At 73.8% G+C, this 26533-nt stretch carries 26 protein-coding genes and 1 tRNA gene; 16 read left to right on the plus strand and 11 right to left on the minus strand.

From position 1 onward, the window contains the following. The first annotated feature begins 631 nt into the window (after nucleotides 1-631). The 7 genes from GRQ65_RS21270 (at nucleotide 632) to GRQ65_RS21300 (ending at nucleotide 9657) form a co-directional block, all read left to right on the plus strand. Nucleotides 632-1405 (plus strand): ABC transporter ATP-binding protein, encoded by a 774-nt coding sequence (locus GRQ65_RS21270; protein WP_160880028.1) that lies wholly within the window; start codon nucleotides 632-634, stop codon nucleotides 1403-1405. After that, a complete protein-coding gene (locus GRQ65_RS21275) occupies nucleotides 1402-3288 on the plus strand; it encodes an FtsX-like permease family protein (protein ID WP_160880029.1) in 1887 nt (628 codons plus the stop codon). The genes GRQ65_RS21270 and GRQ65_RS21275 overlap by 4 nt, the downstream gene beginning before the upstream one ends. Further along, nucleotides 3285-4442, plus strand: a complete 1158-nt coding sequence (locus GRQ65_RS21280; protein ID WP_160880030.1) for a serine hydrolase domain-containing protein — start codon at nucleotides 3285-3287, stop codon at nucleotides 4440-4442. The genes GRQ65_RS21275 and GRQ65_RS21280 overlap by 4 nt, the downstream gene beginning before the upstream one ends. Nucleotides 4443-4475: 33 nt before the next feature. Beyond that, complete coding sequence (locus GRQ65_RS24240; protein WP_160880031.1) at nucleotides 4476-4805, plus strand: DUF2256 domain-containing protein; 330 nt, start codon at nucleotides 4476-4478, stop codon at nucleotides 4803-4805. 232 nt (nucleotides 4806-5037) lie between these two features. After that, nucleotides 5038-6063 carry a 3-oxoacyl-ACP synthase III gene (locus tag GRQ65_RS21290; protein ID WP_160880032.1) on the plus strand — a complete coding sequence of 342 codons (1026 nt, stop codon included), beginning with the start codon at nucleotides 5038-5040 and terminating at the stop codon, nucleotides 6061-6063. Beyond that, nucleotides 6060-8669, plus strand: a complete 2610-nt coding sequence (locus GRQ65_RS21295) for an alpha/beta fold hydrolase (RefSeq protein ID WP_160880033.1) — start codon at nucleotides 6060-6062, stop codon at nucleotides 8667-8669. Before GRQ65_RS21290 ends, GRQ65_RS21295 begins: the two co-directional genes overlap by 4 nt. 4 nt (nucleotides 8670-8673) lie before the next feature. Continuing rightward, entirely contained in the window at nucleotides 8674-9657 is a 984-nt protein-coding gene (locus GRQ65_RS21300) for an NAD-dependent epimerase/dehydratase family protein (RefSeq protein ID WP_160880034.1), read from the plus strand. Nucleotides 9658-9665: 8 nt separating this feature from the next. Here the strand turns inward: GRQ65_RS21300 and GRQ65_RS21305 are convergent, their stop codons facing one another. The 3 genes from GRQ65_RS21305 to GRQ65_RS21315 all read right to left on the minus strand — a co-directional run bounded on the left by GRQ65_RS21305 (nucleotide 9666) and on the right by GRQ65_RS21315 (nucleotide 10825). Next, on the minus strand, nucleotides 9666-9968 hold the full coding sequence (locus tag GRQ65_RS21305; protein ID WP_160880035.1) for a hypothetical protein: 303 nt from the start codon (nucleotides 9966-9968) through the stop codon (nucleotides 9666-9668). A 90-nt stretch (nucleotides 9969-10058) separates the two neighbouring features. Continuing rightward, complete coding sequence (locus GRQ65_RS21310; RefSeq protein WP_160880036.1) at nucleotides 10059-10424, minus strand: anti-sigma factor antagonist; 366 nt, start codon at nucleotides 10422-10424, stop codon at nucleotides 10059-10061. Nucleotides 10425-10504: 80 nt separating this feature from the next. Beyond that, complete coding sequence (locus GRQ65_RS21315; RefSeq protein WP_160880037.1) at nucleotides 10505-10825, minus strand: hypothetical protein; 321 nt, start codon at nucleotides 10823-10825, stop codon at nucleotides 10505-10507. A 188-nt stretch (nucleotides 10826-11013) separates the two neighbouring features. On the opposite strand from GRQ65_RS21315, the gene GRQ65_RS21320 reads away from it, so the two are divergent. The 3 genes from GRQ65_RS21320 to GRQ65_RS21330 are packed head-to-tail and all read left to right on the plus strand — an operon-like array spanning nucleotide 11014 to nucleotide 14336. After that, complete coding sequence (locus tag GRQ65_RS21320; protein ID WP_160880038.1) at nucleotides 11014-11634, plus strand: TetR/AcrR family transcriptional regulator; 621 nt, start codon at nucleotides 11014-11016, stop codon at nucleotides 11632-11634. Beyond that, nucleotides 11631-13106, plus strand: coding sequence for an MFS transporter (locus GRQ65_RS21325; protein WP_160880039.1), 1476 nt, complete (start codon nucleotides 11631-11633; stop codon nucleotides 13104-13106). Before GRQ65_RS21320 ends, GRQ65_RS21325 begins: the two co-directional genes overlap by 4 nt. A 60-nt stretch (nucleotides 13107-13166) precedes the next feature. After that, on the plus strand, nucleotides 13167-14336 hold the full coding sequence (locus tag GRQ65_RS21330) for an acyl-CoA dehydrogenase family protein (RefSeq protein ID WP_160880040.1): 1170 nt from the start codon (nucleotides 13167-13169) through the stop codon (nucleotides 14334-14336). Between the two features lie 3 nt (nucleotides 14337-14339). Here the strand turns inward: GRQ65_RS21330 and GRQ65_RS21335 are convergent, their stop codons facing one another. Continuing rightward, nucleotides 14340-14933, minus strand: coding sequence for a TetR family transcriptional regulator (locus GRQ65_RS21335; protein ID WP_160880041.1), 594 nt, complete (start codon nucleotides 14931-14933; stop codon nucleotides 14340-14342). Between the two features lie 78 nt (nucleotides 14934-15011). Further along, complete coding sequence (locus tag GRQ65_RS23635; RefSeq protein ID WP_272917808.1) at nucleotides 15012-15146, minus strand: hypothetical protein; 135 nt, start codon at nucleotides 15144-15146, stop codon at nucleotides 15012-15014. A 297-nt stretch (nucleotides 15147-15443) separates the two neighbouring features. Between GRQ65_RS23635 and GRQ65_RS21340 the strand changes: the two genes are divergently transcribed. Beyond that, a tRNA-Pro gene (locus GRQ65_RS21340) sits at nucleotides 15444-15517 on the plus strand. A 194-nt stretch (nucleotides 15518-15711) separates the two neighbouring features. Further along, on the plus strand, nucleotides 15712-17979 hold the full coding sequence (gene katG / locus GRQ65_RS21345) for a catalase/peroxidase HPI (RefSeq protein WP_160880042.1): 2268 nt from the start codon (nucleotides 15712-15714) through the stop codon (nucleotides 17977-17979). 95 nt (nucleotides 17980-18074) lie between these two features. On the opposite strand, the gene GRQ65_RS21350 is transcribed toward katG, so the two are convergent. Continuing rightward, nucleotides 18075-18917, minus strand: a complete 843-nt coding sequence (locus GRQ65_RS21350) for a hypothetical protein (RefSeq protein ID WP_160880043.1) — start codon at nucleotides 18915-18917, stop codon at nucleotides 18075-18077. Then, nucleotides 18914-19444, minus strand: a complete 531-nt coding sequence (locus GRQ65_RS21355) for a SigE family RNA polymerase sigma factor (RefSeq protein WP_160880044.1) — start codon at nucleotides 19442-19444, stop codon at nucleotides 18914-18916. The genes GRQ65_RS21350 and GRQ65_RS21355 overlap by 4 nt, the downstream gene beginning before the upstream one ends. 132 nt (nucleotides 19445-19576) lie before the next feature. Here GRQ65_RS21355 and GRQ65_RS21360 point away from each other — a divergent pair, with 132 nt between their 5' ends. The 4 genes from GRQ65_RS21360 to GRQ65_RS21375 all read left to right on the plus strand — a co-directional run bounded on the left by GRQ65_RS21360 (nucleotide 19577) and on the right by GRQ65_RS21375 (nucleotide 23036). Continuing rightward, nucleotides 19577-20086, plus strand: a complete 510-nt coding sequence (locus GRQ65_RS21360; RefSeq protein WP_160880045.1) for an RNA polymerase sigma factor — start codon at nucleotides 19577-19579, stop codon at nucleotides 20084-20086. Continuing rightward, nucleotides 20079-20897 carry a hypothetical protein gene (locus tag GRQ65_RS21365; protein WP_160880046.1) on the plus strand — a complete coding sequence of 273 codons (819 nt, stop codon included), beginning with the start codon at nucleotides 20079-20081 and terminating at the stop codon, nucleotides 20895-20897. The genes GRQ65_RS21360 and GRQ65_RS21365 overlap by 8 nt, the downstream gene beginning before the upstream one ends. Before the next feature lie 200 nt (nucleotides 20898-21097). After that, the gene (locus GRQ65_RS21370) at nucleotides 21098-22084 is read left to right on the plus strand and encodes a hypothetical protein (protein ID WP_160880047.1); all 987 of its coding nucleotides are present in this window, start codon (nucleotides 21098-21100) and stop codon (nucleotides 22082-22084) included. A gap of 115 nt (nucleotides 22085-22199) precedes the next feature. After that, nucleotides 22200-23036 carry an alpha/beta fold hydrolase gene (locus tag GRQ65_RS21375; RefSeq protein WP_160880048.1) on the plus strand — a complete coding sequence of 279 codons (837 nt, stop codon included), beginning with the start codon at nucleotides 22200-22202 and terminating at the stop codon, nucleotides 23034-23036. Nucleotides 23037-23099: 63 nt separating this feature from the next. Here the strand turns inward: GRQ65_RS21375 and GRQ65_RS21380 are convergent, their stop codons facing one another. From GRQ65_RS21380 to cmk, 4 genes are all read right to left on the minus strand, one after another. Next, complete coding sequence (locus tag GRQ65_RS21380) at nucleotides 23100-23612, minus strand: hypothetical protein (RefSeq protein WP_160880049.1); 513 nt, start codon at nucleotides 23610-23612, stop codon at nucleotides 23100-23102. A gap of 63 nt (nucleotides 23613-23675) precedes the next feature. Further along, entirely contained in the window at nucleotides 23676-25025 is a 1350-nt protein-coding gene (der, locus tag GRQ65_RS21385; RefSeq protein WP_160880050.1) for a ribosome biogenesis GTPase Der, read from the minus strand. Then, entirely contained in the window at nucleotides 25022-25795 is a 774-nt protein-coding gene (locus tag GRQ65_RS21390; RefSeq protein ID WP_160880051.1) for a 1-acyl-sn-glycerol-3-phosphate acyltransferase, read from the minus strand. The genes der and GRQ65_RS21390 overlap by 4 nt, the downstream gene beginning before the upstream one ends. Continuing rightward, a complete protein-coding gene (gene cmk, locus GRQ65_RS21395; protein ID WP_160880052.1) occupies nucleotides 25792-26523 on the minus strand; it encodes a (d)CMP kinase in 732 nt (243 codons plus the stop codon). Before cmk ends, GRQ65_RS21390 begins: the two co-directional genes overlap by 4 nt. Nucleotides 26524-26533: the final 10 nt, after the last annotated feature.

A 26533-nucleotide genomic window follows, 5' to 3' on the forward strand; every position in this document is an offset into this window, starting at 1 on the left:
CCACCACAGGCCGCCGCCAGGGTTGACAGCCCATAGGAGCGTCAGGACTCCGTCCTTCCTCAACCACCGGACCCGGCGGTTGAGGAGGTCGTGCAACGACCGTCTCGAAACCACTCGACCACCGGACCCGGCGGTTCAGGAGGTCGTGCAACGACCGTCTCAAAACCACTCGACCACCGGACCCGGCGGTTGAGGAGGTCGTGCAGCGACCGTCTCAAAACCACTCGACCACCGGACCCGGCGGTTGAGGAGGTCGTGCAGCGACCGTCTCGAAACCACTCGACCACCGGAACCGGTGGTTGAGGAGGTCGTGCAACGACCGTCTCGAAACCACTCGACCACCGGAACCGGTGGTTGAGGAGGTCGTGCAACGACCGTCTCGAAACCACTCGACCACCGGACCCGGCGGTTGAGGAGGTCGTGCAACGACCGTCTCGAAACCACTCGACCACCGGAACCGGTGGTTGAGGAGGTCGTGCAGCGACCGTCTCGAAACCACTCGACCGACACCTTGCATCGAAAGGTGCAACCGCGGGAGTTGCATCGCGAGCGGCTCGTGGCGGGGGCGGCGGATTCCTAGCGTCGTGGGTGTCGCTGGAGAGCCCAGCGCACCTCGACCGAGGAGCACCGCATGCCCTCCCTCCACCCCGCCACCGAGCCCTCCGTGGCGGGCCACGCGCCCGCCCCGGCGATCGCGCTGAGCGACGTCCGCAAGAGCTACCGCAGCGGCCTCGAGACCGCGCACGCCCTGCGCGGCGTGACGCTGCGGCTGGCACCCGGGTCCTTCACCGCGGTGGTCGGCCAGTCCGGCTCCGGCAAGTCGACGCTGCTGCACTGCGCCGCCGGGCTCGACCGACCCACGAGTGGCAGCGTCGTCGTCGGTGGTCACGAGATCAGCGAGCTCTCCGACGACGCGCTGACCCGCTTCCGCCGCCGGCAGGTCGGGTTCGTCTTCCAGGCCTACAACCTCGTCGGGCACCTGAGCGTGCTCGAGAACGTCGAGCTCCCGCTCGTGCTCGACGACCGACGCGCCGAGCCGGAGTGGCTCGCCCACCTCGTCCACCGCACCGGCCTCGAGCCGCTGCTCGACCGGCTGCCCGGTGAGCTCTCCGGTGGCCAGGCCCAGCGCGTGGCCCTCGCCCGCGCCCTGGTCACCCGCCCCACCGTCGTCTTCGCCGACGAGCCGACCGGGGCCCTCGACGCCTCGACCGGCGCCGCGGTGCTCGACCTGCTGCGCACCACCGCGCGCGACCTCGGTCAGACGGTCGTCGTCGTCACCCACGACAGCCGAGTGGCGGCGGCGGCCGAGCGGGTCCTGGTGCTCGCCGACGGTCTCGTCGTCGACGACCTCGACGCACCCACCCCCGGGCAGGTCACCGGCCGGATCCTGGAGACGGGCCGGTGAGCGGCCCGAAGACTGCGCCGACGAGCACCCTCGCGCGGGCCGGGCTGCGCGCCCACTGGCCGGCCCTGCTCGGCACCGGCGCGGTCCTCGCGCTCGCCTCGACCATGACGACGCTGACCGGCGTCCTGTTCGAGTCGGGACTGCGCGAGCCCGGAGGTGCGGGGAGCCTGCTCGTGACGGTCGCGTCGTCGTTCTCCGGCACCGCACTGGTCCTCGTCGTGATGGTGGTCGCCGCGACCACGACCTTGGCCCTGCGCGGCCGGCGCCGCGAGTTCGCCCTGCTGCGGGCAGTCGGTGCCACGCGGGGTCAGGTGCGCCGCCTCGTCGCGACCGAGCTCGCCCTGCTGAGCGCGGTCGCCGCGCCGCTGGGCGGCCTGCCCGGCCTCGCGCTCGCCCGCTGGCTCGACCCGGCACTCGTGGACGCGGCGATCGTCGAGCCAGGGTTCCGCTCCACGCTGTCGCCGCTCCCGGTGCTCGGTGCCGTGGCGCTGGTGCTGCCGACGGCCGTGCTCGCCGGGCTGCTCGCCGCCCGCGAGACCGTGCGCGCCGCGCCGACCGCGGCGGTGCGCGAGAGCGCGGCCGAGACCGCACCGGTGGGTCCCGTACGACGCGTCGCGTCGCTGGTCTGCGCGATCGGCGGCGTCTCGGTCGCCGCCACCCCGCTGGTCGTGCCCGGCACCGTCGGCGCCGCGCTGGCCGCGACCTCGGCGTTCCTCCTCGTGGGTGCAGCCGCGCTGGCCGGCCCCCTCCTGGTCGCCTGGACCTTCGACCGCACCGCTCGCCTGACCGCACGCCGCGGCGGAGCGCCGACCCGGCTGGCCCTGGTCAACCTGCGTGGCTTCTCGCGCCGACTGACCACGGTCGTGGTGCCGCTCGCGCTGGTCGTGGCGGTCGGGACCGTGCAGACGACCGTCGACACCGCCCTGCAGCGGGCCACCACCCAGCAGCTCGGCGCGGCCATCGGCACGCCCCGGGTCGCGACCTCCGCGGCCGGGCTCTCCGGGCAGCAGCTCGCCACCCTCGCCGCTGCTCCCGGGGTCGACGCCGTCGTGACGGTCGCCGACGCACCCGCCGAGCTGCAGACCGACGCCGACGTGCCCGACAGCCTCGGCTGGGAGGCGACGACCCTGCGCGCGGTCGACCCCGCCGTGGAGCCGGCGCTCCTCGACCCCGACGTCACCGAGGGCTCACTGGGCGACCTGGCCGGCACCGACACCGTCGCGATCAGCTCCGACACGGCGTTCGACGCCGGGCGCGGCCTCGGCGACCGGCTCCGGGTGCGCCTCGACGGGCACGACGCGACGCTGCGCGTGGTCGCGGTGTTCGACCGTGGTCTGGGTGTCGGCGGAGAGCTCGTCTCCCCCGCCACGCTCGCCGCCCACGACGTCACGCCGGTCGTGCGCCTGGCCCTGGTCGACGGACCCGCCGCCGACGCCGTCCCCGGCACCGTCCCCACGGCCGACTTCGTCGCGTCCGCCACGAGTCCCGACGCCGGCAGCCAGCACCTGTCGACCCTGCTGACGCTGCTGCTCCTCGGCTTCGTCGCCCTCGGCTCGCTCAACGCCCTGCTCCTGCTCACCGCCGGCCGACGCGACGAGCTCCGGCTGCTGCACCGCACCGGGGCCACCGCCCGACAGCTGCGCCGCACCGTCGGCGTGGAGGCCGTCGTCACCGCCGCCGCCGCGTGGGCCGTCGGCACCGCGGCCGTCGTGCCTGCCGTCGTCGGCGTCAGCGCCGGGCTGCTCGGCGCCTCCGCGCCGGCGCTCGACCTGCCGGCGTACGCCGCCCTGAGCGCGAGCGTCGTCACCCTCGCGATCGCCACCGTCCTGCTCACCGCCGTGCGCATAGTGCGCGCGGCCACCACCACAGGAGACGCCCGATGAAGCACCGCTCGATCCTCGCCGCCGTCGCGCTCGTCGCGACCACCACGACCCTGGCCGCGCCGTCCGGCGCCGCTCCCTCTCCCGCTCACGAACGCCGTGCGACCGACCCCGTGCAGCGCGCCCTCGACGACCTCGTCGCCGTCGACGGGCTGCCCGGCGCCGTGGCGTCGGTCCGCGACCGCGACGGCACGGTGCGCACCTACACCGCGGGCGTCGGCGACCTCACCACCGGCGCACCGATGCCGCGCGACCCCCGGGTGCGCATCGCCAGCAACACCAAGTTGTTCACCGCGACCGTCGTCCTGCAGCTCGTCGGCGAGGGGCTCGTCGACCTGGACGCGCCGGTCGAGCGCTACCTGCCCGGGGTCGTCCGCGGTCCGGGCGGCGACGGCCGCCGGATCACCGTGCGGATGCTGCTGCAGCAGACCAGCGGGCTGCCCGACTACGACACGATCGTGCTCGACGTGGGCTCGCTCGACGCCTTCGCGCACACCTACGTCGAGCCGCGACAGCTCCTCGACGCCGCGCTCGCCGAGCGCCGCTCGTTCCGCCCGGGCACGCAGTGGGAGTACAGCAACACCAACTACGTCCTGCTCGGACTCCTGGCCCAGCGCGTGACCGGACGCCCGTTCGGCGAGCTCGTCACCCAGCGCGTCATCCGCCGGCTGGACCTGCGCGACACCTACTGGCCGCGCCCCGGCGAGCAGCGGATCCGCGGTCGCCACCCGCAGGGCTACCTCGCCGACGGCGCCGACGACCCGTGGCGCGACACCACGCGCATGGACCCGTCGTTCGGCTGGTCGGCCGGCCAGCTGGTCTCCAGCCCGGCCGACCTGGGTCGCTTCATGCAGGGTCTCCTCGGCGGCGAGCTGCTGGAGCCCGCCGAGCTCGCGGCGATGCGCGAGACCGTCGCCGCGCCGGGCTTCGAGGTCCACCCCGGCTGGCGCTACGGACTCGGCCTGGCCCGCCACCGCACCGGGTGCGGTGTGGTGGGCTGGGGCCACGGCGGCGACATCCAGGGCTTCGAGTCGCGCAACCTCGTCACCGACGACGGCCGCTGGGCCGTGGTCGTCGTCAACGCCCTTCCCCGCACGCTCGAGACGATCGGGCACGTCGGCGACGCCGTCGACACCGCGATCTGCGCGGCGGACTGAGGCCCGCCCGCCCCGACTGGGCACCGGACGGCGGTGACTCCCGAACCCAAGGTCTGCGCCTCCTGCGGACGCCGCATCGAGTGGCGCAAGAAGTGGGAGCGCGACTGGGACGACGTCCGCTACTGCTCCACCGCCTGCCGTCGACGCAAGGTGACCCCGGAGGACCGCGCGCTCGAGGACGAGCTGCGCACGCAGCTCGCCTCGGGCGCCGGTCGGACCGGTGTCGACGTCGGCTCCGACGAGGCGGCGCGGCGTGCGGCCCGCCGCCTCGTCGCCGCCGGCGAGGGCGAGCTCGTCCAGCGCGGCCGGGTCGTCGACCCCTCGACCGCCCGCGGCGACGTGCAGCTGCGCCGACCCCGCTGACGCCGACCCGTCGCGAAGTGCTGCTCGCCGTACGCCGACCCGGCGCGAAGTGCTGCTCGCCGTACGCCGACCCGTCTCCTCGTGCCCGCGTGCCGCGCGCCACACCCGTGATCGGGGCGGCGGACGACGGCGTGCACTGCTTGTCGCCGCTGCGTACGGTGGTCCTGCCTGTTGCTCCGCAGGAACCCGACCGCGACCGACCGGGTCGCCTCACGACGACGACTGGACCTGAGTGACCGGCAACACGACCCACCGCTTCGCCCGCACCTCCGTGCTCTCCGTCGAGCGCGTCGAGGCCCCCGAGGTCGTCACCTCGGCCGAGTTCGACGAGCAGCTCGAGGACGTCTTCAAGCGCACCCGGCTGCGCGGCGGCCTGCTCGAGCGCCTCGTCGGCATCCGCGCCCGCCGCTGGTGGGCCGAGGGCGAGACGTTCACCGACGGCGCGGCCCGGGCCGGCCAGGCGGCGATCGCCGCCAGCGGACTCGGCGTCGACGACATCGACCTGATGATCAACACCTCGGTGAGCCGGCGCTGGCTCGAGCCCTCGACCTCGGTGGTCGTGCACGACCAGATCGGGCTGCCGCCGTCGTGCCAGAACTTCGACATCACCAACGCCTGCCTCGGCTTCCTCAACGGCATCGAGGTCGCGGGTGCGATGGTCGAGTCGGGGATGATCGACCACGCGCTCATCGTGAACGGCGAGGACTCGCGCCACCTGCAGCAGACGACGATCGCCCGATTGCTCGCCGAGGAGACGACGTCGAAGGACGTGATGGCCGAGTTCGCCGCGCTGACCCTCGGCTCCGGAGCGGTCGCCGTCGTGGTCGGACGCACCGACGACCACCCCGACGCGCACCGGGTCGTGGCCTCGGCGAGCCGCGCCGGCACCGAGCACAACGGCCTCTGCTACGGCGACAACGAGCAGATGACGACCGACCTCAAGGGACTGCTCGACGCCGGTCTCGAGCTCTCGACTGCCCTGTGGGCCGAGGCGACGCAGGAGTTCGACTGGGGACAGGGCATGGACCGCTACTTCGTCCACCAGGTCTCGCAGGTGCACACCGAGGCGATCTGCCAGCGCCTCGACATCGACCCGACGCGGGTGCCGCGCACGTTCCCCGAGTTCGGCAACATCGGCCCCGCCTCGGTCGCCTACACCCTCGCCGGCGAGCAGCACGCGCTCGACCGCGGCGACCGGGTGCTGATGATGGGCATCGGATCCGGGCTCAACGCGACCTGCATGGAGCTGGAGTGGTGAGCACCGCCGTCCAGCCCGAGCCCACCGTCCCCACCGACCTCCCCGGCCTCGACCTGGCCTGGTCGCGGGTGGTCACCGCCGCCGACTCGGAGGGCGTCGAGCGCACCTGGCACCTGCTCGACAACGGCGCCGAGCCCGTGCACGGCACCGTGCTCTGCGTCCACGGCAACCCGACCTGGTCCTACCTCTGGCGCCACGTGCTCGCCCACGCGCCCGACGGCTGGCGCGTGGTCGCCCCCGACCAGCTCGGAATGGGCTACTCCGAGCGGCTGCGCGACGACGAGCCCGCCCGCACCGTCGCGCAGCGCGTCGCCGACCTCGGCGCGCTGACCGACGCCCTCGGCATCGACGGCCCGGTCGTCACCGTGGGCCACGACTGGGGCGGCATGATCTCGCTCGGCTGGGCGCTCGAGCACCAGGACCAGCTGCGCGCCGTCGTCGTCGGCAACACCGCCGTCGCCCAGCCCCAGGGCGACTTCGGCCCGCCGCTGATCCGCCTGGCCCACCTGCCCGGCGTCCGCCCCCTCGGCTGCGAGCTCACCCCGATCTTCGTGCGCGCCACCACTGCGCTCTCCCGCCCGGCGCTGCCGCGCGAGGTCCGCGACGCCTTCGCCGCGCCGTACGCCGACCGCCGGCGGCGCCGCTCCGTCGGCGACTTCGTGGCCGACATCCCGTTCAGCCCCGGGCACCCGTCGCACGACGTCGTCTACTCCTACGCCGAGCGGCTGCAGCAGCTCGAGGTGCCGGCACTGCTGCTGTGGGGTCCGCGCGACCCGGTGTTCGGCGAGGTCTACCTCCGCGACCTGCAGGAGCGGCTGCCGCAGGCGCAGGTGCACCGCTTCGAGGGTGCCTCGCACCTCGTCACCGAGGACGCACCCGAGAGCGCCGAGGCCGTCGCCGCCTGGCTGCGCGATCTCGACACCCCCGGCGCCGAGCCGCCGACGCGGTCCTCGACGAGGGGTCCCAAGCACCGGGCGACCGAGCACGCTGTCGACCCCGGCGCCTGGACGCCCTGGGCCGAGCTCGAGGCCCGCGCCGACGACCCGAGCCCGGTGCTCACCGTCGCCGGGCACGACTCGGTCAGCTGGGGCGCGCTCGCACGCCGGGTGGCCGAGCTCGCCGCAGGTTTCGCCGCGGCCGGCGTACGTCGGGGAGACCGGGTCGGTCTGCTCGTCGAGCCGTCGAGCGACCTGGTCTCGGTCGTCTACGCGCTGTGGCGTGCCGGCGCCGTCGTGGTCGTCGTCGACAAGGGGCTCGGTCTCGCCGGCATGCGCCGCGCACTGCGCGGCTCGCGGCTGCAGCACGTCGTCGCCGGAGGTCCCGGTCTCGCCGCCGCCCGGGCCATGGGCCTGCCCGGCACGCTCGTCAGCGTCCGCCCGGTCTCGCCGCTCACGCGGCGGGCCCTGCGCGTCGCCCACGACCTCGACGGGCTCGCCGCCCTCGGCCGCCGCTCGCCGGCTCCCGCCGCACCCGGCCCCGAGGACGACTGCGCGGTGCTCTTCACCTCCGGCGCCACCGGTCCCGCCAAGGGCGTCGTCTACCGCCACCGCCACTTCGCGGCCCAGGTCGCGCTGGTGCGACGCACCTACGACCTCGGCCCCGACGACCGGTTCGTGGCGGCGTTCGCGCCGTTCGCGCTGCTCGGTCCGGCCCTCGGGCTGGCCTCGGCCGTGCCGGACGTCGACGTCACCGCACCCGACCGGCTGACCGCACCGCTGCTCGCCGACGCGGTCGCCTCGGTCGACGCGCGGGTCGTCTTCGCCTCCCCCGCTGCCCTGCGCCGGGTCGTCGCCACCCGCGACGAGCTCACCGACGCCCAGCGCGCGAGCCTCGGCTCGGTGCGGCTGCTGATGTCGGCGGGCGCGCCGGTGCCCGTGGCCCTGCTGCGGGCGCTGCGCGACGTGCTCCCGGCCGCGAGCCTGCACACGCCGTACGGCATGACGGAGGCCCTGCCCGTCACCGACGTCTCGCTCGAGCAGATCGAGGCCGCCGGCGAGGGCGACGGCGTCTGCGTCGGTCGCCCCGTCGACGGGGTCGAGGTGGCGCTGGCGCCCCTGGACGGCTCGGGCGAGCCGGCCACCGGACCCGGCACGACCGGCGAGATCCTCGTGCGCGGCGACCACGTGCGCGACCGCTACGACGCCCGCTGGCTCACCCAGCGCGCCGCGTCGCGACCCGAGGGCTGGCACCGCACCGGCGACGTCGGCCACCTCGACGACGCGGGCCGGCTGTGGGTCGAGGGTCGACGGGGCCACGTCGTCACCACCGCCGACGGCGTCGTGACCCCCGTCGGCGTCGAGCAGCGCGTCGAGTCGCTCGACGAGGTGGGGTCCGCGGCCGCCGTGGGCGTCGGCCCGGCCGGCACCCAGGTGCTCGCGGTCGTGGTCGTGCTCGCCGGCGCGACGGCGACGAAGCCCTCGCCGCGCGGTCCGCTCGGGCTGCGGGTCGCCGGTCCCGACCTGACCTCCGCCGTACGCCGGGTCGCGGGTGCATCCGTCGCCGCGGTGCTCACGGCCGACCGGCTGCCGCTCGACGTGCGGCACGCCTCCAAGGTCGACCGCACCGAGGTCGCGCGCCAGGCCTCGGCCCTGCTCGACGGCCGGTGACCGCGTGAGGGTGCTCGTCACCGGGGCCTCGGGACTGCTCGGGCGCACCACCGCCCGGGCGCTCGCAGCCCGAGGGGACGAGGTGACCACCCTGCAGCGTCGCCCGTCCGGCGCGCCCGGTCGCGAGGTGCTAGGTGACGTCGCCGACCCGGAGGCGGTCGCCCGCGCCGTCGCCGGCCAGGACGCCGTGCTCCACCTCGCCGCCAAGGTCGACGTCGTGGGCCCGGAGGCCGACTACGTCCGCGCCAACGTCGAGGGCACCCGCGTCGTCGTCGAGGCGTGCCGCCGCGCCGGTGCCCCCCGGCTCGTCCAGGTCTCCTCGCCGTCCGTGGCCCACGCCGGGCACTCGCTGGTCGGCGTGCCGGCCGCGCCCGCAGACCCCGCGACCGCCCGCGGCCACTACGCCCGCACCAAGGCCGCCTCCGAGCTGCTCGCCCTCGCCGCCGACTCCCCCGAGCTCGCCGTACTGGCCGTCCGCCCCCACCTCGTCTGGGGTCCCGGCGACACCCAGCTCGTCGCCCGGCTCGTGACCCGCGCCCGCGCCGGCCGCCTCCCGGTGCTCGGCACCGGCGCCGCGCTCATCGACACGACGTACGTCGACGACGCGGCCACCGCCCTCGTCGCCGCTGTGGACGCCTGCGGCCCCCGCGCCCACGGCACCGCACTGGTCGTCTCGGGCGGCGAACCCCGTCCCGTCGCCGACGTCTTCGCCCGCCTGTGCCGTGCCGCCGGCGCCCCGCAGCCGCGGCTGCGGCTCCCGGTCGCCGCCGGCCGCGTCGCGGGCGCCGCCTGCGACGGGTGGTGGTCGCTCACCGGCCGCACCGACACCCCGCCGCTCACCCGCTTCCTGGTCGAGCAGCTCACCACCGCGCACTGGTTCGACCAGCGCCGCACCCGCGAGGTCCTCGACTGGCGCCCGAGCGTCGGGCTGGACGCCGGCTTCGAGGCCCTCGCCCGCTGGTACACCGCCGGCGAGCCTCCCGTCTGAGGCCCGCCTCAGTCGATCAGGCAGGCGCGACCGGTCGAGGTCAGCTCGGCGACGACGGCGCGGAACCGGTCGACGTCGAGCCAGCCGTCGCGGTAGTTGCGACGCGAACGCACGAGGGTGAGCCGGAGGGTGGCGGAGATGTCGGGGTGGTCACGTTCGACGTCGTCGAGGAGCCGCGACAGCTCGAGGAAGTCCTGGGCCGCCGTGGCCTCGTCGCCCCGGCGCTCGCGCGCAGCGGGTCGGCGTACGTCGCGCGACAGGGTCGCGGTCCCGCCGGGAGTGGGCACCACGCTGGTCGCTCGTCTCTGCACGTCGCCACGGTGCCGGCCGGCGGCGAGCGCCGCCCGATCAGCGCGCCACGGCCACCAGAACGCTGGGTGAACAGCCGCCGCGGCCGCAGGTCAGCCGGCGACGTCGCTGCCGTGCACCTCGGCGCTGTACGCCGCCTCGGTGGGGTAGAGGGAGGCGACCTTGTGCAGGCCGGCCATCCGGATCAGCCGCACGATGTGCGGGGTGTCGGCGACCAGCACCACCTCCGCGTCGCGGTCGGCGGTGTTGCGCATCGAGAAGACCAGCGAGGCGATGCCGCTGGAGTCCATGAAGGAGATCCCGCCGAGGTCGAGCACCAGGACGTCCTGGTGGAAGGGCTCGTCCTGGACCATGCCGCGCAGCAGCGTGTTGGAGAACACGTCGAGCTCACCACGCAGACGCAGCACGTCGTACCCGGCGCCGGTGTCCGACGTGATCAGCAACGCGCTCTGGTCCACCGGAGCAGTGTGCCCCAGGATCGGCTCGGCGCACCCTTCGACGGGCCCGCGAGTTCGGATCCGAGAGTCGTCCGGGGTCCTCACGCGACCAGCATGGAGCCCTCGGTGGTGCCCCCGCCGCTCGCCGAGACCGTCCACGAGACCTGGTGCGGCCCGACCCCGGCGAGCGTCAGCCGGTGGGTGCCGGGGCCGAGGTCGAGCCCGCACCGACTGTCGCGCCCGACGACGGTGACCTGACCCGCGCGGACCGCGCGGCCCTGCGGGGCGAGCACCTCGATGGTCAGGTAGCCGCACTCCCCCCGCTCGCCGATGACGACGACCGGGGCCGGCCCGCCGGCGAGCACCGCGACGACGCCGAGGCAGAGGGCGACGGCCGCGAGGAGGAGCGCGAGTTCGATCACGGTGAGGACGCTAGGAAGTCCCGCTTGCGGCTGGCTTGCGTCGGGCTGGGCGACGGGACGCCGGTCCTTGCGGCGAGTCGCACCGATCCGGTCAGCGACGTGGTTGCCGTCGAGTTCTGTGACATCATCGTCTCATCTGCGACATTGATGTCGCATTCCGACCATCGTACGACGAAGGGCGAACGGCGATGACCTCGAACCGCGACGCAGTGCTGGCCGCGGCCCAGCGGACGCTGAACGTCGACCCCGGCGCCTCCGTCGCCGACATCGCGCAGGCGGCCGGGGTCAGCCGCGCCACCGTGCACCGCCACTTCGAGAGTCGCGAGGCGCTCCTCGTCGAGCTCGGCACGCGCTCGCTCGACCAGTGGGAGCAGCGGATGGACGCCGGCGACCTCGAGGCCGTCGCCGCCTCGGGCGACGCGGCCCGGATCCGCGCCCTGCTCGAGGCACTGGTGCGCGGCTACGTCGAGGACGCCGACACCTACGGCTTCGCCCTCACCGACCACGTCATCCTCGCCAACGCCGACCTCGTCGCGCGCACCGAGCGCCTCGCCGACCGTGAGACCGGGCTGTTCGTCGCCGCCCAGGCCGCGGGCGTGCTCAGCCCCGCCCTGCCGGGCCGGTGGTTCGGCCACGCGGTCTACGGCCTGCTCGTGGCCGGACGCGAGGCCGTCCGGCTCGGAGACGTCGCCCCCCGCGAGGCCGCCGACCTCGTCCTGACGACCCTCTTCTCCGGCATCACCGCACCCAGCAGCACCGCACCCAGCAGCACCGCACCCAGCAGCACCGCACCAGGAGCCCCCGCATGACCCAGCTCGCCTCGCCTCGCCCCGTCACCGCCCGCGACCCGCGGCGCTGGTGGGCCCTCGCCGTCCTCGCGGCGAGCCTGCTCGTGGTCGTCATGGACATGACGATCCTCAACGTCGCCCTGCCCGAGATGACCGAGGAGCTGCGGCTGTCGTCGGTCTCGCAGCTGTGGATCGTCGACGCCTACGCCCTCACGCTCGCGGGACTGCTCGTCCCCATCACCGCGCTGGGCGACCGCTGGGGTCGCAAGCGGATGCTGCTGGCCGGGTACGCCGTCTTCGCGGTCGGCTCGCTCGCCGTGCTGTGGGCCGACAGCCCCGGCGCGGTCGTGGCGATCCGCGCCCTGCTCGGCGTCGGTGGCGCGATGGTGATGCCGTCGACGCTCTCGTTGATCCGCGCCCTGTTCACCGACGTGCGCGAGCGCACCCTGGCGCTCAGCATCTGGGGCGGCACGGCCGCCCTCGGCTCGGCGGTAGGCCCGGTCGTCGGAGGTGCGCTGCTCGAGGCGTTCAGCTGGCACGCGGCGTTCCTGGTCAACGTGCCGCTGATGGCCGTCGCCGTCGTGGCCGGCCTGTGGCTCCTGCGCGAGAACCGCTCCGCGCGCCCCGGCCGCATCGACGCGCTCGGCGTCGTGCTCTCGGCCGGCGGCATGACCGCGCTGGTCTACGCCGTGAAGCAGCTCGGCAAGCACGGTCCCACCCCGCTCACGCTGGCCCTGCTCGTCGCCGGTGCGCTCGCGATGGCGGCGTTCGTGCGCCACTGCCTGCGCTCGTCGCGACCGATGCTCGACGTGCGCCTGTTCGCCCAGCCGGTGCTGCGCGCGGGCGTGGTCGCCGCGCTGGCCAGCGGCACGACGATGGTCGCGGTGCTGTTCGTGGGCGCCCAGTGGCTCCAGCTCGTCGAGGGGTTCGGTCCGCTCCGGGCGGGTCTGGCCCTGCTGCCGCTGGCGGTGGGCGCGATCGTCGCCTCGCCGTTCGCCCCCGCCGCGCGCACCAGCCCGCGACTGGTCCTCACCGGAGGCCTGCTGACCCTCGCGAGCGGCCTGGTGCTGCTCGCCGCCCTGCCCGCGACCTACCCCTGGGTCGCGCTCGCGTTCGGGGTCGTCGGTCTCGGCACCTCGGCCCTCGGGCTCGCCTCGGCCCTCATCATGGGTGCCGCGAACGACGACCAGGCGGGCTCCGCGGCCGCGATCGAGGAGATCACCTACGAGCTCGGCAGCGTCCTGGCCATCACCTTCCTCGGCAGCCTCGCGGGCGCGGTCTACCGCGCCGGACTGCCCGCGGGCGTCGACGCGGCGACCCGGGAGTCGGTCGCGGGCGCCGTCGGCACCGACACCTTCGGTGTGGCGGCCAGGTCCTTCGTGACGGCGTTCTCCTCCGTCGGCGCGGTGACCGCGCTGCTCGCCCTCGCCGCGGCGTACACCGTGTGGCGGCTGGTCCCCGCGAGCCTCACGCTCTCCGACACCGATCACTGAACGCCATTCTGTACTCTGGGACCGCGTTCCGTACACCACCCAGAGAACCGGAGACCAGCCGTGCCCGCTCGACGCGTGCTCCCGGACGGCGACGCCGTCGACCTGCTCCAGCTCGTCCGCGACCTGGCCGCCAAGGAGCTGGCCCCGCAGGTCGAGGAGGCCGAGCGCGAGGAGAGGTTCCCCCGCGAGGCGTTCCGCCTGCTCGGTCGCGCCGGTCTGCTCGGGCTGCCGTACGCCGAGGAGGACGGCGGCGGCGGGCTGTCCTACGAGGTCTATCTCCAGGTGCTCGAGGAGATCGCGAGCGTGTGGGCGAGCGTCGGCGTCGGGGTCTCGGTGCACGCGCTGTCGTGCTTCGGCCTCGCGTCGTACGGCACCGACGAGCAGCGCCGCGCGTGGCTCCCCGACATGCTCGGCGGCGAGCTGCTCGGCGCCTACTGCCTCTCCGAGCCGCACGCCGGCTCCGACCCGGCGGCGATGACCACCTCGGCGCGCCGCGACGGCGACGACTACGTCCTCAACGGCGCCAAGGCCTGGACGACCCACGGCGGGCACGCCGACTTCTACAAGGTGATGGCCCGCACCGGCGAGGGCAGCGCAGGCATCTCGTGCTTCCTCGTGCCGGCCGACACGCCCGGCCTCAGCGCCGACACCCCCGAGCGCAAGATGGGGCTCACCGGCTCGGCGACCGCGACGATGCGCTTCGACGACGTGCGGGTGCCCGCCTCCCGTCTGCTCGGCGCGGAGGGCCAGGGGCTGAAGATCGCTCTGGCCGGTCTCGACGCCGGCCGGCTCGGCATCGCGGCCGTCGCCACCGGCCTCGCCCAGGGTGCGCTCGACGCGGCGCTGGCCTACGCCCAGGAGCGCGAGACGTTCGGGCGACGGATCATCGACCACCAGGGGCTCGGCTTCGTGCTCGCCGACATGGAGGCGTCGGTGCAGGCCGCCCGCGCCGTCACGCTGCACGCCGCCCGGCTCAAGGACGCCGGCCTGCCGTTCGGCCGCGAGGCGTCCGTGGCCAAGCTCGTCGCCACCGACCACGCCATGAAGGTCACGACCGATGCCGTCCAGGTCTTCGGCGGCTACGGCTACACCCGCGACTTCCCGGTCGAGCGCTACATGCGCGAGGCCAAGGTGATGCAGATCTTCGAGGGCACCAACCAGATCCAGCGCCTCGTCATCGCCCGCTCGCTGGACCGCGACGGCTCCGGCCCTCTGACCGCCCTCGTCTGAGGATCAGGGCCGCGGCTCGAGCAGCTGGACGACCAGCGTCGACAGCTCGGCGTACGACGCCGCGTCGTCGAGGCCGAGCCGCGCCCCCATCTCGCCGCGCTGGATCTGCAGCATCACCGCGGCCACCGTCTCGGCGGTGAAGGAGGCGTTGACCGCCCGGAACGCACCGCGCTCGATGCCCTCCGCGATGAGCGCGCGGATCCGGTCGGCCGCCCGGTCGGTGTTGCGGCGGTAGAGCTCGGTCGCCGCGGCGTTGCGCGTCAGGTCCTCGGCGAACTCCCGCGAGAGCAGCCCCAGCCGGGCCGAGACCGCGTCGAGGTACGCCGTCACACGGGCCAGCGGCTCGTCGTGCGACGCCACCGCCGCCTCGACCACCTCGGCGGCGACCTCGAACCAGCGGCGCACGACCTCCACGACGAGCTCCTGCTTGGAGCCGGCCAGCGCGTAGAGCGTCGCCTTCGAGCAGCGCAGCCGCTCGGCGACCTCGTCGAGGGTGAGGTGGGCGAACCCCTCCGAGGTCACGATCTCGACGAGCCGGTCGAGCAGCTCGACCTGGCGTGCGCTGCGACCTCGTCGCGCGGGCGCGCGTGCGGTCACCGCGCCTCCTCTCGTCTAGGACCGGCACCGTACCAACCGGCCCGCCGACCCGACCGCGGGAGCGCGAGGCTCAGCAGGTCACGGACGGCGCCGGTGTCCCACTGCGCGGACGACCGAGGCTGCGGAGCAGCGCAGCGGGCGCGGGCGGCCGGGCGCGGTGCGCAGGCCGGCGGCCGTGACGCCGAGGACGATCGTGACGACGACGAGCACCATGACGACTCCCGGGGAGGGACAGGGGGGACCGACGGCCGCTGCCCGGTCCCCCCACACAGGGCCGGGCAGCGACCCGAGGCCGGCGCTTCGTCCCCCAAAGACCTGGACCGACCCGAGTCCAGCGTGCCCCCGTCGCGCCGGCTGCAGACCCTGCTCCGTCCCATCTCAACCGATCGGCTGATCAGTTCCGACCGATCGGTCACCCGCAGGTGCGCCGCCAGCACGCCCCGGCGAGCCCGATGCGACTCTCGCCCGAGCCGTCTAGTAGCCTGCTCGTCGGTTCCTCCGGGAGCCGATCGGGCTGTGGCGCAGCTTGGTAGCGCACTTGACTGGGGGTCAAGGGGTCGCAGGTTCAAATCCTGTCAGCCCGACCGATCACAGAGGCCGTCTCCGTCGCACGGAGACGGCCTCCGTCGTTCTCGGCCGCGACCGTCGTACGCCGCACCGTCGTCGACGAACAGTCCGCGATGCGACCGCTGCCGCACCACCCCTGCGGGTAGTGGAGAGGTGTGCCTCCGGCGTCCGCCGCGAGCGCGCACCCGCTTCCCCCAGGAGGGCACGTTCCATGACGACCTACGAGAGCTACGACGACGTCCTCGCGGGCTCCTGCCCGGCTGGCGGTCACCACATCAGCGGCGCCCAGGGCGAGAAGCCGACGCTGAGCGACTGGTACCCCGACCGTCTCCGCGTCGAGCTGCTCCACCGCAACGGCGCCGCGGCCGACCCGCTCGCCGACTTCGACTACGACGCGGCGTTCTCGGCCATCGACCTCGACGAGCTCAAGTCCGACATCAAGCGCTTCCTCACCACGTCGGTGCCGTGGTGGCCCTCCGACTACGGCAACTACGCCCCGCAGATGATCCGGATGGCCTGGCACTCCGCCGGCACCTACCGCATCGCCGACGGGCGCGGCGGCGCCGGCCAGGCCATGCAGCGCTTCGCGCCCATCAGCAGCTGGTGGGACAACGGCAACACCGACAAGTCGCGGCGCCTGTTGTGGCCGATCAAGCAGAAGTACGGCAACGCGTTGTCCTGGGCCGACCTGATCGTGCTCACCGGCAACTGCGCGCTCGAGATCATGGGCTTCCCGACGACCGGTTTCGGCGGCGGACGCCGCGACGCGTGGGAGGCCGACGACGCGACGTTCTGGGGCCCGGAGTGGATCGACAACACCAGCCCCGAGTCCTACGACGACATGGTGCTGCGCGGAGAGCGGTGGGTCGGCAAGCCCGGTGACGCCGACTACGAGCTCCAGCAGCCGCTGGCCGCCTCGCACCAGTCGCTGATCTACGTCAACCCCGAGGGCCCCGAGGCCAACGGCGACCCGCAGGCCTCGGCGATCGACATCCGCATCACCTTCGGCCGGATGGCGATGAACGACATGGAGACGGTCGCGCTGATCGCCGGCGGTCACGCCTTCGGCAAGAGCCACGGCCAGGTGCCGGCCGCCGAGATCGGCGCCCCGCCCGAGATCGCCCCCATCGAGGCGATGGGCCTCGGCTGGCACAACCCGGTCGGCTCGGGCAACGCCGAGCACACGATGACCAACGGCATCGAGGGCTCGTGGACCCAGAACCCGACCCAGTGGGACAACTCCTACCTCGAGAACCTGTTCGGCCACGAGTGGGAGCAGACGAAGAGCCCCGCGGGCGCCCTGCAGTGGACCCCCGTCGACAAGGACGCGCCGCGCACGCCCGACGCGCACCTCGAGGGCGTCGACCACGCGCTGATGATGATGACCAGCGACCTCGCGCTCAAGGTCGACCCGACCTACCGCGCCATCTGCGAGCAGTTCCTGGCCGACTTCGACCTGCTCACGCGCGAGTTCTCCAAGGCCTGGTACAAGCTCACCCACCGCGACATGGGTCCGAAGCCGCGCTACCTCGGCCCCGAGGTCGCCGCCGAGGACTTCCCCTGGCAGGACCCGCTGCCGTTCGACGAGAGCACCACCCTCGGCGCCGAGGCCGTCTCGACGCTCAAGCAGGCGGTGCTCGACACCGGCCTCTCGGTCTCCGACCTCGCCTTCACGGCGTTCTCCTCCGCCTCGACGTACCGCGACACCGACAAGCGCGGCGGCGCCAACGGCGCTCGCATCGCCCTGGAGCCGCAGAAGGACTGGGCGGTCAACCGTCGTACGGTCGACGTCGTCGCGCGGCTGCGCACGGTGGTCGACGAGTTCAACGCCGGTGGCGGCGACCGGGTCAGCCTGGCCGACGTGATCGTGCTCGGCGGGTGCGTCGCGGTGGAGCAGGCGGCACGTGAGGCCGGCGTCGAGGTCGAGGTGCCGTTCACCTCGGGTCGCGTCGACGCCACGCAGGAGCAGACCGACGTCCCGATGTTCGAGTGGCTGGCCCCGGTGGTCGACGGCTTCCGCAACTACGTGCGCGACGACCTCGCCCGGATGACGAGCGTCTCCCCCGAGCAGCTGTTCCTCGACAAGGCCGACCAGCTCGCTCTGAGCGCGCCCGAGTGGGTCGCCCTCACCGGCGGCCTGCGGGTGCTGGGCTGCAACCACGACGGGTCGTCGGACGGCGTCTTCACCGACCGCGTCGGAGTGCTGTCCAACGACTTCTTCGTGACGCTCACCAGCACCGACTACGAGTGGAAGAAGGCCGACGAGGCCGGGCTGTCCTTCACCCTCGAGGACCGCGAGTCGGGGTCGACGGCCCACACCGCCACCCGCAACGACCTGATCATCGGCTCCAACGCCCAGCTCCGCGCCGTCGCCGAGGCGTACGCCGGCAGCGACGGTCACGCGCTGTTCGTGCGCGACTTCGTCGCGGCGTGGACCAAGGTGATGATGGCCGACCGCTACGACGTGAAGCAGGGCTGACCGGGACTGCTCACCGACCCCACGCGAACCGCCTCCGTCCTGCACGAGCAGGCCGGAGGCGGTTCTGCGCTCCCCCGCGCGGCGCGACGACGCGACTACGGAGCAGGCAGCACGAACCCGGGATCGGCCGCCGCCGCGACGAGCTGCTCGGTGCTCAGGTCGATCCCGTCGACCGGGGTGAGGGAGTCGTTGCCGAAGAGCGCATCGACCTCCACGGCCACCGTGGTGCCGTCGGCGCGCGTCAGCCCGACAGCCCGTCCGCTCTGGTCCTCGCTCGCCCAACCGGCCACCACACCGGTCGGGAGGTCGGGGAGGCGCTGCCATCCCTCCCTGCTCATCCGCACCTGGGCCTGGGCCCACGGACCGGTGGTGACCTCCACCTGCACCATGCCCAGGCCGGGACCGGTCGGCGAGCTCCACCCGAGCTTGGTGCCGAGCGAGTTCAGACCGCACCGGTCGCTGCCGCTCTGCACGTTGCTCACCGCCGCCGCGAGATGCTGCCCGGTGGGGTCGAGATGGGCGGCGAGCAGGTCGCGGTAGGTCCGCAGCGTGGCGCCGTGACCCCCGAGCGGTCCACGTCCCTCGACCGGGCCCGACGCGCAGCTCCCGGTCGCGGACGAGCCAGAGGTCGGACCAGAAGTCGGACCGGAGCTCGGGCCAGCGGTCGGAGCCGCGGTGGTCGCGGCCGGATCGCTCGCGTACGACGCGTCGTCGGGGCTGCTCCCCCGGTCGCCGGGTGCCGCCGACACCCCGATGGCCACCGCCGACGCGGCGAGGCCGGACACCGCGAGGGTCGTCGCGGCGCGGGTGCGCCGCATCCGCCGTCGCCCGAGCCGGGCGAGCCGGTCGATCTCGGACGGCGGGAGTGGCGAGCGGACCGGCTCGGCGAGCGCCGTGAGCCGGCGGGCGAGCTCCTCCTCGGGTGGGTGTGCGGTCACGGCATTCCTCCTGACGCGGGCTGGTGGGCCGAGAGCACCCGGGCGAGAGCGGCCAGGGCGCGCGAGGTCTGGCTCTTGACGGTGCCGGTGGTGACACCGAGGTCGGCAGCGGTCTCCTCCACCGAGAGGCCCCAGTAGTGCCGCAGCACCACGACCCGTCGCTGGCCCACCGGCAGCCGTCGCAGCGCCTCCATGAGGTCGTCGTGCTCCCCGTCGACCCCGACCTTGACCTCGACCCCGAGACCGTGCTTGGCGTCGTCGGGAAGGTGCTCGGCGGGTCGCTCGCGACGCCAGGGTCGACGCAGCTCGTCGCGGTGGCTGTTGACCAGCACCCGTCGTGCGTAGGCGTCGATGCTGTCCGCCCGCGACGCGCGCGGCCACGCGGCGTACAGCTTGACGAGCGTGGTCTGCACGAGGTCCTCCGCGAGGTAGTGGTCACCGCACAGCAGGTACGCCGCACGGAGCAGCCGCGTGTGCCGGGTCGCGACGAAGGAGCGGAACGCCTCGTCCACCTCCGCACGTCGCACCGCGGGTCCCCTCTCCAGCCGTTGTCACTGTCCTGACGTAGCGGTCGCGCCGGAGGTTGTCGCCCGCACGCAACCGGGCTGCGCCGCCGGGCGTAGAGCGGGTGTACTGACACACCGCACAGATGAGGAACGATGGACGAAGCCGAGTTCGACGACTTCTACACCGCGTCGTTCGCCCGCGTCACCGCCCAGGTGTACGCCATGATCGGCGACCGCGACGAGGCGCAGGAGTGCGTCCAGGAGGCGTTCGCCCGCGCCTGGTCGCACCGGCGCACGCTGGACCGCACGGAGCACCCGGAGGCCTGGGTGCGCACCACGGCCTACCGCCTGGCGGTGAGCCGGTGGCGACGGGTGGTGCGTGGCCGGCGCCCCTCCGACCGGGCGGTCTCGCTGCCCACGCAGACCGCAGCGCCCTCCGAGGCGCACGTCGCCGTCGTGACGGCGCTCAGGCAGCTCCCCGAGCACCAGCGCCGGGTGCTGGTGCTCCACCACATAGCCGACCTGCCCGTGGCCGAGGTGGCCCGCGAGGTCGGAGCCCCCGAGGGCACGGTCAAGGCCCGCCTCAGCCGCGGCCGAGCGGCGCTCGCCGCCCTGCTCTCCGACGACCTCGCCACCCCCGACCCAGGAGCCTCCCGTGCCTGACCTCTCCGACCTCGACGACTTCCTCGACGACTTCCAGCAGGGAGGCTCCACCGTGCACCGCATGTCCCCCGCCCAGGTGCGTCGCCGCGGCGACCGCATTCGCCGCCGGCGCACGGCCGGCATCGCCGCCGGCGGAGTCCTGGTCGCCGCTCTCGCGGTCGGCGCGCCGATCGCGGCGCTGACCGGGCCCGGCGACGACCGCGGGTCGATGGTCGCCACCGACGTGCCGTCGGCGACCCCGACCGCACCCCCGGACGGGTGGGCACAGGCCATCCCGGCGGAGTTCCCGATCACCGACGGGATGCCGACCAGCACGACGGTCGGGGCCGACGCGCTCGAGGGCGACCCTGGCGTGCCGGCCGGCTGCCGCACGACGTTCGAGGGCTACGTCGACGACCTGAGCGCGACCTACCAGGGCGTCGGGTCCGAGGACCGCCAGGTCCGCGACCTCGTGCTCTTCCCCGACGCGACCTCGGCGCAGGCCTGGCTCGACGGCGTACGCGCGGCCGTCGCGTCGTGCCCCGAGGAGGCCGTCGGCTCCGACACGACCCTGGTCCACGCCGTGGATCCCGTCGACCTGGGCGGTGACGAGGGCTGGCGGCTCACGCAGCAGGTGCGCCAGGCCGACGGTCTCGTCAGCGACCTGACGCTGACCCTCGTCACCCGCGTCGGCAACGCCGTGCTCACCGACTACTCCTCCGGCTCCGCGGGCGGCGAGCAGGCCGTCGACCTGGAGACGACGCGACTCGTCGAGGCCTCGACACCCGTGCGCGAGGCGCTGTGCGCCTTCGCGGTGGAGCCGTGTGGCTGAGGAGATCTCTCATGGTCTTCCACCGGAAAACCCCCTGGGGCATGGCGCTGTCAAGGTGACCGTGATGCAGTCGCGGGGCGTCCGCAACGACGCGGGCGTGACCAAGGGGGAAACGACACGTGAAGAAGATCATGGGGATCGCGAGCGCCGTGGCGCTCGTGGCAGTTGCAGCACCGTCGGCCCACGCCGACGCCAGGCCGGTGCCGGCCGAGACCAACACGGTGCGGAGCAGCGATCTCATCGCGGCGCTTGCCGACACCCGTGCTACCGGACACCTCGAGTTCCTGCGTCAGGGGCTCCACATGTGGACCGACGGCAGCACCAACACTGGGCCGAACGGAAACGGCGGCACCTGGAACACCGACAAGGTCGCGGAGTACTTCCCTGTGACCGGCCCACTGCCAGCGAAGTCGCGACTGACCTGGAACGGCACGAGCCCACAGCCCGGCGTTCAACTCGTCTTCGACGCCGACGGCATCACCGGCAACGGCAACGACTACAACGTGCTGGTGGGCGAACCCGCCTACACGCTCGACGCGGACGGCTACTACGTGGACTGGTGGCTGTCGAACGCCTCCTCCGCCACGGCTCGTCAGGCTGCCCCGTCGTGCGACGGGTCGCAGGCAGTCGCCGATGCCGACACACCGGCTGAGCGCGACGCCCTTCTCAACGACAAGAAGTGCACGGGCGGCTCGGGCTCGCCGTTCCACGGGGGCCTCGCCCAGTGGGCTGCGAAGCTGCCCGCCGCCCGCATGCTCGCTGGCGGCTTCTCGCTGGGCTCGGGCGTCAAGGGCGACGGCATCCTGACCTCGATCGAGTTCGGCAGCAGCGTGTACGGATTCACCAACATCCCGCCTGCGACGGCTCCCGCCCAGGGCACGGGCACCACGCCCACGACATCGACCGCGGCGCCGGTCGTCAAGGACGTCACCGGCACCTTCAGCTCGAGGAAGTCGAAGGTCCGCGTCAAGGTGAAGTTCAGCGCCGACGCACTCGCCGCCGGCACCACCCAGGGCAAGAAGATCCAGTGGAAGGTGAGGATCGACCGCACCACGGCGCTCAAGCTCACCCAGGGCGCTGGCGACACCGACGTCTTCAAGACCCCGCGCCTGAAGGGCAAGCACGTCGTGCAGATCTTCAAGGACGGCGTCCTCGTCAAGACGATCAAGTTCCGCAGCAAGGCCTGAGCCCGGCACAGCACACGACGACGGGCCGCCGGCGAGGGACGACCTCGCCGGCGGCCCGTCGGCTTCACCCGATCGAGCCCGTCTGAGACCGGAGGGCGAAGGGCACCGCTCGGTCATGACTGAAGTGACCGCCAGTTCCGGACTCCTCTCGAAGACCAAGGTCCACGTCGACGACAGCGGCGGCGACGGCCGCACGGTCGTGCTGATCCACGGTTGGCCCCTCTCGGCCGCCTCGTGGGAGGACCAGTTCGGTCCGCTGCGCGCGGCGGGCTACCGCGTCGTGGCCTACGACCGGCGCGGCTTCGGCCGCAGCGACAAGCCGCACGGCGGCTACGACTACGACACCCTCGCCGACGACCTCGAGGGCGTGCTCAGCGAGCTCGAGCTGACCGACGTGACGCTCGTGGGCTTCTCGATGGGCGGGGGCGAGGTGGCCCGTTACGTCACCCGGCACGGTGAGGACCGGCTGCACAGCGTGGTCTTCGCGGCCGCCGTGCCGCCGTACCTCGCCCAGAGCGACGACAACCCCGACGGCCCGCTGAGCAAGGAGGCGGCCGACGAGATGATGTCGGGCCTGAAGTCCGACCGCGACGCGTTCTTCGACGAGTTCACGACACAGTTCTTCTCGGTCGACGGCGAGATCAAGGTGACCGAGGCTCAGCGGCAGGCCGCGGTCGTCATGGCGGGCCAGTCCGACCAGCGCGCGGCCGAGAAGTGCATGGAGGCCTTCGCCACCACCGACTTCCGCGACGACCTCCCGAAGATCACCGTGCCGACCCTCGTCATCCACGGGGCCGGCGACGCCACCGTGCCGTTCGAGGGCTCCGGTCAGCGGACCCACCAGGCGATCGCGCACAGCCAGCTCGTCGTGGTGCCCGACGCGCCGCACGGGTTCAACGTCAGCCACGCGGCGGAGTTCAACGAGGCGCTGCTGCGCTTCCTGGAGATCTGACCGGAGATCTGAGCAGTACGGCGGGCCGGGCCGCGCAGGCCCGGCCCCGCCAAACGCCGGAGCTCAGTCGTGCACGTAGTCCACGACGTCGGCGCCCTCGGCGCACTGCGTCACGCCGATGTCGGAGGGGATGTCGAGCTTCTCCAGGCGCGCGCAGGTCGGGACGTCCTGGGTGCCGATGACCTGCTTCCAGGCCCCCTTGCGCACCGCCCAGATCGCGACGTAGCCGCCGCCGTCCTGGCAGCCCGGCCGCGGTCGCTCGCTGACGTCGCCGTACGCGAAGCCGTCGGTGCGCAGCCCGCGCACGGTGATGTGCGGGACGCCCTTGCAGGCCGGCCGGCCGCCCAGGTAGTCCTGCCAGGTCGCGCGCATCTGGCTGCGCGCGTAGGACCGGAACGACGCCGGCGCACCCGGCAGCTTGGCCTCGGTGTCGCCGATGTTGTGCAGGGTCACGGTGCCCTGACGCTGGGTGTAGGTCAGCAGCGTGGGCTCGTCGGCGGTCGGCGCCGCGGGGGCGGCGAGGGCAGGGGCGGCCACGGTCGTGAGGACCGAGGCGAGCAGGGCAGGCAGGAGCATCCGAGTCGGCAACATGTCTTCTCAGATGCGCCTGCGCGCCGAATGGTTGCCCGCCGAGCCGGATCAGCGCTTGCGCTTCTCCCGCACCCGCTGCTGCAGCACGATCGGGGTGCCGACGAAGCCGAACTCCTCGCGCAAGCGGCGCTCGATGTAGCGCTCGTACGACGCCTCGAGCTTGCCGCTGGTGAACAGCACGAACGTCGGCGGCGCGGTCGAGGCCTGGGTGCCGAACATGATGCGCGGCTGCTTGCCGCCGCGCACGGGGTGCGGGTGCTCGGCCACGAGCCGGCCGAGGAAGCCGTTGAGCGCGCCGGTGCCCACGCGCGTCTCCCAGCCCTCGAGGGCCCGGTCGAGCGCGGGCACGAGCCTGTCGACGTGCCAGCCGGTGCGGGCGGTGATGTTGATCCGCGGGGCCCACTGCACCTGCACGAGCTCGCGCTCGATCTCGCGGTCGAGGTAGTAGCGCCGCTCCTCGTCGACCAGGTCCCACTTGTTGAAGGCGATGACCAGCGCCCGGCCCGCCTCGCGGACGGTCTGGATGATGCGCTGGTCCTGCTCGGAGATCGACTGGCTGCCGTCGAGCACCAGGACCGCGACCTCGGCGCGGTCGATGGCCGTCGTGGTGCGCAGCGAGGCGTAGTACTCGTGGCCCGACGCCTCCTTGACCCGCTTGCGGATCCCAGCGGTGTCGATGAAGCGCCACTCGCGCCCGCCGAGCTCGACCAGCTCGTCGACGGGGTCGACGGTGGTCCCGGCGACGTTGTCGACGACGACGCGCTCGGAGCCGGCCAGCTTGTTGAGCAGCGAGGACTTGCCGACGTTGGGCTTGCCGACGATCGCGATGCGGCGCGGTCCGCCGAGCTCCGCGCCGATCGTCTCCGGCGGGGTCTCCGGCAGCGCCGCGAGCACCGCGTCGAGCAGGTCGCCGGAGCCGCGGCCGTGCAGCGCGGAGACCGGCCAGGGCTCACCGAGCCCGAGGTTCCACAGCCCGTATGCCTCGGCCTCGGTGCGGGCGTCGTCGACCTTGTTGGCGGCCAGCACGACGGGCTTGCCGGACTTGCGCAGGATCCGGACCACGGCCTCGTCGTCGTCGGTGATGCCCACCGTCGCGTCGACCACGAACATCACGGCGTCGGCCAGCGAGACCGCGACCTCCGCCTGCGCGGCGATCGACTTGGCCAGGCCGCGCGCGTCGGGGTCCCAGCCGCCGGTGTCGACGACGGTGAAGGCACGACCCGACCACGTGGCGTCGTACGGCACGCGGTCGCGGGTGACGCCCGGGACGTCCTCGACGACCGCCTCGCGGCGGCCGATGATGCGGTTGACGAGGGTGGACTTGCCGACGTTGGGGCGGCCGACGACCGCCAGCACCGGCACGGGGCCGGTCTGCTCGTCGACGTCTGGGGTGCTCACGAGGCCTCCTGGCCTGGTACGGGTGGGTCGGTGACCCCGGTGGCGGGGTCGGGATCGGGGTCGCTCACCGGGAGCGGCCCGGGCAGGGTGCGGCCGGTGACGGCCCGGGCGTGCGTCAGGTGGGCGAGCAGGTGCTCGCGCAGGCGCAGCGAGTGCTCGGCGACGTCGTCGCGGCGGCGCGGCCAGGGCTGGCGCGGCAGGGTCACCGGGTCGCCGAAGACCATGTCCACCACGCCGCCGCGCGGCGGCAGGGCGCTGCTGCCCGCTCCGGGCTCACGGGTGCCGAACTGCACGACGGGCACGATCGGGGCGCCGGTGACCAGGCCGAGGTACGCCGCCCCGGTGTGGAAGCGGTCGAACTCACCGGCCCCGCGCGCGCCCTCGGGGAAGATGCCGACCGCTCCGCCGTCGCGCAGCACCCGCAGGCAGGACTTGATCGCCGCGGTGTCGGGGTGGAAGCGGTCGATGCGGATCTGCCCCGAGCTGCGCAGGAAGCGCCCGACCAGGGCGTTGTCGAACATCTCCTCCTTGGTGAGCGCGTGCACCGGGCGCGGCGCGAAGATCGCGAGCAGGGGACCGTCGGCGACGCCGACGTGGTTGCTGGCCAGGATGACCGGCCCGCGGGCGGGCAGCTTGTGGCCGTCGGTGACGCGCACCTCGACCCGGCGACGGATGAGGGTGCGCGCGAGCGGACGCAGCGGGTGCAGCAGGTAGCGCGCCGGGTGGTGGCGCGCACTGTGCGGCAGGTCGGCGAGGTGAGGGTCGCTCACGGTCGACCCGCCGGCGCACCGGCCCGGTCGCGGACGAGCCCGACCACGATCCCGATGACCTCGTCGAGCGTGTGACCGGTGGTGTCGACGTGCACCGCCCCGTCGGCGCGCACCAGCGGGGCGACGGCACGACCCGAGTCGATCTGGTCGCGGGCGAGCAGGGAGGCGCGGGTGGCCTCGACGTCCGAGCCGCCCTCCTCGAGCGCCCGGCGGCTGGCCCGGGCGGCGGCGGCGGCGGAGAGGTAGACCTTGACCTGGGCGTCCGGCCACACGACCGAGCCGATGTCGCGGCCCTCGACGACGATGCCGGGCCCCTCGGCGGCCTCCCTGATCAGGGACCGCATGGCCGCGGTGAGCCGCTCGCGGACCTCGGGTACGGCGCTCACCGGCGACACCGCGGCGTTGACGTCGTCTCGGCGGATCGCGGTCGAGACGTCGTCGCCGTCGAGCAGGATGGTGGGGGCGAGCGGGTCGGTCCCGCTCTCCAGCCGCGGCTCGTCGCTGCGGGCGGCAACGGCCTCGGCGTCGTGGACGTCGACACCGTGGCGCAGCATCCAGCAGGTGACCGCGCGGTACATCGCGCCGGTGTCGAGGTAGCGCAGCCCGAGCCGGTCGGCCACACCGCGCGAGGTGCTGGACTTGCCCGAGCCCGACGTGCCGTCGACCGCCACGACCACTCCCCCGGTCGCTGCCGGGTGCTGGGTCGGGTCCTCGGCCGCTCTGCTCACGACCGGCAAC

The sequence above is a fragment of the Nocardioides flavescens genome, from assembly GCF_009823805.1.
Classification (GTDB): domain Bacteria; phylum Actinomycetota; class Actinomycetes; order Propionibacteriales; family Nocardioidaceae; genus Nocardioides; species Nocardioides flavescens.

Coding starts and splice junctions, on each gene's coding strand:
- GRQ65_RS21270 (WP_160880028.1), top strand. CDS start 632: ATGCCCTCCCTCCACCCCGCCACCGAGCCCTCCGTGGCGGGCCACGCG.
- GRQ65_RS21280 (WP_160880030.1), top strand. CDS start 3,285: ATGAAGCACCGCTCGATCCTCGCCGCCGTCGCGCTCGTCGCGACCACC.
- GRQ65_RS21320 (WP_160880038.1), top strand. CDS start 11,014: ATGACCTCGAACCGCGACGCAGTGCTGGCCGCGGCCCAGCGGACGCTG.
- GRQ65_RS21325 (WP_160880039.1), top strand. CDS start 11,631: ATGACCCAGCTCGCCTCGCCTCGCCCCGTCACCGCCCGCGACCCGCGG.
- GRQ65_RS23635 (WP_272917808.1), bottom strand. CDS start 15,146: ATGGTGCTCGTCGTCGTCACGATCGTCCTCGGCGTCACGGCCGCCGGC.
- katG (WP_160880042.1), top strand. CDS start 15,712: ATGACGACCTACGAGAGCTACGACGACGTCCTCGCGGGCTCCTGCCCG.
- GRQ65_RS21360 (WP_160880045.1), top strand. CDS start 19,577: ATGGACGAAGCCGAGTTCGACGACTTCTACACCGCGTCGTTCGCCCGC.
- GRQ65_RS21375 (WP_160880048.1), top strand. CDS start 22,200: ATGACTGAAGTGACCGCCAGTTCCGGACTCCTCTCGAAGACCAAGGTC.
- GRQ65_RS21380 (WP_160880049.1), bottom strand. CDS start 23,612: ATGCTCCTGCCTGCCCTGCTCGCCTCGGTCCTCACGACCGTGGCCGCC.